The sequence below is a fragment of the Microcystis sp. M53598_WE2 genome (assembly GCF_030067735.1).
GTDB classification, from domain to species: domain Bacteria; phylum Cyanobacteriota; class Cyanobacteriia; order Cyanobacteriales; family Microcystaceae; genus Microcystis; species Microcystis aeruginosa.
This window is the reverse complement of sequence record NZ_JASJFE010000634.1, coordinates 1-4973: the sequence shown is the minus strand read 5'-3', so window position 1 is coordinate 4973 and position 4973 is coordinate 1. Positions and strand designations below refer to the sequence as shown.

General features: G+C 52.0%; 5 protein-coding genes. All 5 read right to left on the bottom strand.

Annotated elements, in window-relative coordinates:
• Window positions 1-200: 200 nt before the first annotated feature.
• Window positions 201-893, bottom strand: a complete 693-nt coding sequence (locus PX636_RS12900; protein ID WP_288117497.1) for a cadmium resistance transporter — start codon at window positions 891-893, stop codon at window positions 201-203.
• A 136-nt stretch (window positions 894-1029) separates the two neighbouring features.
• Window positions 1030-2121, bottom strand: coding sequence for a calcium/proton exchanger (cax, locus tag PX636_RS12895; protein WP_288117496.1), 1092 nt, complete (start codon window positions 2119-2121; stop codon window positions 1030-1032).
• 73 nt (window positions 2122-2194) lie between these two features.
• On the bottom strand, window positions 2195-2992 hold the full coding sequence (gene pstB, locus PX636_RS12890; protein WP_288117495.1) for a phosphate ABC transporter ATP-binding protein PstB: 798 nt from the start codon (window positions 2990-2992) through the stop codon (window positions 2195-2197).
• Window positions 2993-3113: 121 nt separating this feature from the next.
• Window positions 3114-4004 (bottom strand): phosphate ABC transporter permease PstA, encoded by an 891-nt coding sequence (gene pstA / locus PX636_RS12885; RefSeq protein WP_004163295.1) that lies wholly within the window; start codon window positions 4002-4004, stop codon window positions 3114-3116.
• Window positions 4005-4010: 6 nt separating this feature from the next.
• The gene (pstC, locus tag PX636_RS12880) at window positions 4011-4955 is read right to left on the bottom strand and encodes a phosphate ABC transporter permease subunit PstC (RefSeq protein ID WP_288117494.1); all 945 of its coding nucleotides are present in this window, start codon (window positions 4953-4955) and stop codon (window positions 4011-4013) included.
• Between the last annotated feature and the right edge of the window lie 18 nt (window positions 4956-4973).

Genomic DNA, 4973 nt, shown 5'->3' with positions numbered 1-4973 from the left:
TTATTGCCCGAATGCTTCGCCCCTAGAGGACGCGGGCCGATGAAGACGCAAGGTTTTGAAGCACGATTCTCTCAAAATCTTGCACCTGTTTCGCTCGTAAAGCCACAAAACCCTTACCTTGCCTACATTTCACATTGATTCAGCAAACCCTAATTACCTCCTTGGTATGCGACTATTCTGCCTGGGAAATAAATGGTACTTTATTTTTTTGCAAGTTCCTTACTGCGACCGACGATCGCCCAGAGATAGCTAATTGCTAAGGCCAAAAACGCGAAGGAAATACTTTCTTTGACGATAAAAATACCCAGACCGATCAGCACACAGGGAACGAAGGTACTTCCCTGACTGGTGAGAATAGTGGCGATGGTCGGCACGCTGGTCAACCCGTAGGCGATCGCACACCAAACCCCCACCAGAATCAAAAACACGCTGACGATAACGATCAGACTTGTTACGCTACTACTGGCGAAAAGGGGAACGTAAATGCCGATATTATCGCTGCCGTTGGCGACGGTCAACGCAGCCACGCTATAGGTGCGCGGGTCAAACCAACGGCCGAGGGGGGAATGTTTCGCACCCTCTAGGTTGACTTCGACATTCTCCGGCTCCTCCTCCTTCTCCTCTTCTTTGAGAAGGGAAAAGATGCCGAGAATCACAGGAACGAGGCCTAGATAGCGAATCCATGGGGTAGGGATGAGAAAGCAACCGAAAAATCCCGCTAAACTGGCAATAACCAGCAGACTAAAGCCGATATACTGACCGATGACGATATCGCGACGACGGAAGAGTTTCCCCGTTTGGCTGAAGAGAATCGTCAGGATCAATATATCGTCGAGGTTGGTGGCGACGAAGGCCGCTACACCGGTAGATATCGCGATCACAATCTCGATCATCGTTTTTTTCCCTAAGATAGCCGTCGGGTTTTTCGGTTCGTTATGCCTTGTTCGGCTTTTTCTTCAAAGGTTTGGCCACAGGAGAATCCTACTACCTATCCCGATCGAGAAACTGTATTTCCCACGACCGATCGCTTTATCCCGGTGCGGGATGAAAAAAGAAAGCGAGGGCGATCACTGCGTAGGTCGCCACCAGTAATATACCCTCTAGCCAGTTCGAGCGACCGTCGTTACTGATCGAGTTAGTCAGCCACACTGCGACGGCGACGGCGACCAATTCAAACGGATCGAAATCGAGAGCCATCGGCTGACCGATGAAATAACCCGCGATTACGAGAACCGGTGCGACAAAAAGTGCGATTTGTAGACTCGAACCGACGGTGACAGAAACCGCCAGATCCATTTTGTCTTTTAAGGCGACCCTAACCGCGGTGGCGTGTTCGGCCGCGTTGCCGATAATTGGCAGCAGGATCACCCCCGTGAAAAGGGTTGTTAATCCTAATTCGCTCGTGGCTTCCTCTAGGGTATTAACTAACAATTCCGATTCGACCGCCACCCCGAGCGTCACGAGCAGTAATATCCCCACCCACAGCCAGAGATTCGGCTTTTTTACGCCTACCGTTTCCCCCGACTCTTGATCGAGATCGGCGACCCCCACCTCGTAAAGATAGGTGTGGGTCTTCATCGAAAACAGCAGACTCAGGCAATACACAAAAATTAATACCACCGCCACCGCTACCGAGAGACGCTGGAGGACGATCTCCTGGATTGCGGCGGAAGTGTATTGAACGGTCGTGGGTAGGAGGATCGCAGCGACGGCGAGATTCATCGACGAGGAATTTAAACGGGCGGTCACGGGCTGGAATTTCTGTTCTTTATAGCGTAATCCGCCGAAAAACATCGATACGCCCGTTACCAGCAGCAGATTCCCGATAATCGAACCGGTAATCGTCGCTTTCACCACCTCGATCAAACCCTCTTCCAGGGCGGCGTAGGCGAGAATTAATTCGGTAGCGTTGCCGAAGGTGGCATTCAGTAAACCGCCGAGATTGGGTCCGACCACGACGGCGATTTCCTCGGTTGCCTTTCCCATGTAAGCGGCGAGGGGAACGATTGCCAGACAGGCACTCAGAAAAATGATCGTCACGTCCCAATGGAGGAAATTCCCAGCGATCGAGATCGGGACAAAAACCAACAAAATGGCGAAAATCCAGTTTTTTATATTCATACCAAGGGATGTTTCGGGATCAAACCGCGCACGGTTTTGAAAAACAGACTATCAGCCTTCTTTACTGTTTCAATTACCCGAATCGCCCAGTAATATACTCCCGGGCCTCGTCGGTTTGCGGATTGCCGAACATAACTTCCGTGGGGCTGAATTCGACTAATTTCCCCCGGCGTTTCCCGGACCGATCGGTTTCGGTGTTAAAAAACGCCGTCCAGTCGGCGATCCGCGATGCCTGCTGCATATTGTGGGTGACGGTGACGATCGTGTAACTTTCCTTCAGTTGTAGGCACAATTCCTCCACCTGACGGGTAGAGATGGGATCGAGGGCCGAACAGGGTTCATCCATCAATAAAACATCTGGCTTCATAGCGATTGCACGGGCGATACAGAGGCGCTGTTGTTGTCCCCCCGATAGTGCCGTTCCTTTTTCTTTCAGTTTGTCCTTTACTTCCTCCCAGATCGCCGCCTGCCGCAGGGAATACTCGACCAATTCATCCAGATTTCCCTGATAACCGTTGGTTCGAGGCGCGTAGGCGATATTCTCGTAAATGCTCTTGGGAAAAGGGTTGGGACGTTGGAAAACCATCCCCACCTGTCGCCGTAACTTGACCGCATTGACCTGCGAATCGTAAATATTCTGATTTCGGTAGAGTAATTTTCCCTCCACCTTGGCGCCGGGGATGAGATCGTTCATTCGGTTAAAGCAGCGCAAGAGGGTACTTTTCCCGCAACCGGACGGCCCGATAAAGGCGACGATTTTTCGTGCAGGAATTTTAATATGAACGTCCAGAAGAGCGAGAAACCCGTTATAAAAAACTTTGACTCCTTCTGCGTCGAAAACACTGTGATCTGGGTTAAGGTGGGTAGTCATGGCAAAAATTCTCCTGAGTGTGATTAAAGATGTGTTTCGAGGGAAGTGGGGAGTAGAGGAGTGGGCAATTAAGAAGTCAAATAGACTTATCTAACCTCCTGCCTGCTGCCTGCTGCCTTCCCTAATTCGGTGTCGAATAACGTTGACGTAGATAGATGGCGATGGCGTTGAGGGCGAGAATTAACAGGATCAGAACGATAATCGCGGCCGCCGCAGCATTGGCGAAACCGGGTTCGGGACGGGTGATATAGCTGAAAATTTGAATCGGTAGTGCCATAAAGCGTTGGAATAAACCAGGATCGAAAGTGAGGAAACTAACCGCGCCGACGACCATTAAGGAAGCCGCGTCTCCGATCGCCCGCGACACGGAGATAATCACCCCCGTAAGAATCCCCGGCACCGCGTAGGGTAAAACATGGTGTTGGATCGTCTGCCATTTGGTACTGCCTAGACCGTAGGAGGCTTGGCGTAGGGAATCGGGAACCGCTCGGATCGCCTCCCGCGCCGTGACGATAATCACCGGCAGCGAGAGAAGCGCAAGGGTTAACGCGCCGGAAATCAGCGTCGGGCCAAAATTGAGCAGATAGTTAAAAACCGCTAATCCTAATAAGCCGTAGACGATCGAGGGAACCCCGGCCAGATTGCCGATATTCACCTCGATCAGTGCCGTCCACCAAGTTTTCGGGGCGTATTCCTCTAGATACAAAGCCGACCCGACCCCGATCGGTACCGCCACGAGAAGCACGATAATTCCCAGATAGAAACTACCGATGATCGCCGGACGGATACCGCCCCTTTCCGGGAAACGGGAAGGCGTTTCCGTGAGGAATCCGGGGGTTAAGAGTCGTCCGAGTCCATCGTGGGCGATATTCAACACCAACAGCGCCAGAACGAACAAACCGATCAGTAAACCGAAGAGGAAAAGATACTCGCAGAATTTGCCGATCGCCTCGCGGCGTTCGAGATGGTCGATAAATTCAACGGTATCGGACTTAACAGAGGATTTAACCATGGCAAATCAATCGTATTTTTCTTTAAAACGGTGGGAGATCCAGTAACTGGCCAGATTCAGTGCCAACGTGATCAAAAAAAGCACCGCGCCGACTGCGTAGAGGGTTTTAAAACTGAGACTGCCCCGGGGCGCATCTCCCCCGGAAATCTCGGCCATAAAAGCGGTCATCGTGGCGATCGACTCGAAGGGATTGAGGGTAAGCCGGGGTTGCGAGCCGGCGGCGATCAACACCGTCATCGTTTCCCCCACCGCCCGGGACATTCCCAGAATAATCGAGGCCATGATCCCGGAGAGGGCGGCGGGGAGAACCACTTTAAAAATCGTTTCCAGCTTGGTAATTCCTAGGGCGTAGGAACCCTCGCGCAGGGAACGGGGAACCGCTCGGATCGCGTCTAAACTAATCGATCCCACCGTGGGAGTGATCATGATCCCCATCATTAACCCGGCGCTGAGGGCGTTAAAAATCTCGACGGGGAAAAGATTCCGCAAAGTGGGCGTGACAACGAGTAGGGCGAAGTACCCGTACACCACCGTGGGAATCCCGGCGAGAAGTTCCACCGCAGGGCGTAAAATCGCCGCTAGGTTCGGTTTTGCGTATTCGGCGAGGTAGATCGCGGAAGATAGGCCTAAAGGAACCGCGACGGACATAGCGATGGCCGTGGTTAAAAATGTCCCGTTAATCAGCGGCCAGATGCCGAAATGAGGGGTGGCGAACAGTGGAGTCCAACGGGTATCGAGAAAGAATTGGGCGAAAGATACCTCTTGAAAAAATCCCCACGTTTCGCTAAAAATAATCGCCACGATGCCGATCGTCGTCGCCACGGAAACGAAAGCGCAAGCGAAGAGAATGACCGCGATCATCTTCTCTTGAATATCGTCGCCGGGGTGCTTGAGGAGCGAATTATCTGCCGGCAAAAAAGAATTATCGAAAGAACTCGGGGTTAAGGTCATGGTTTAACAAAATTCCTT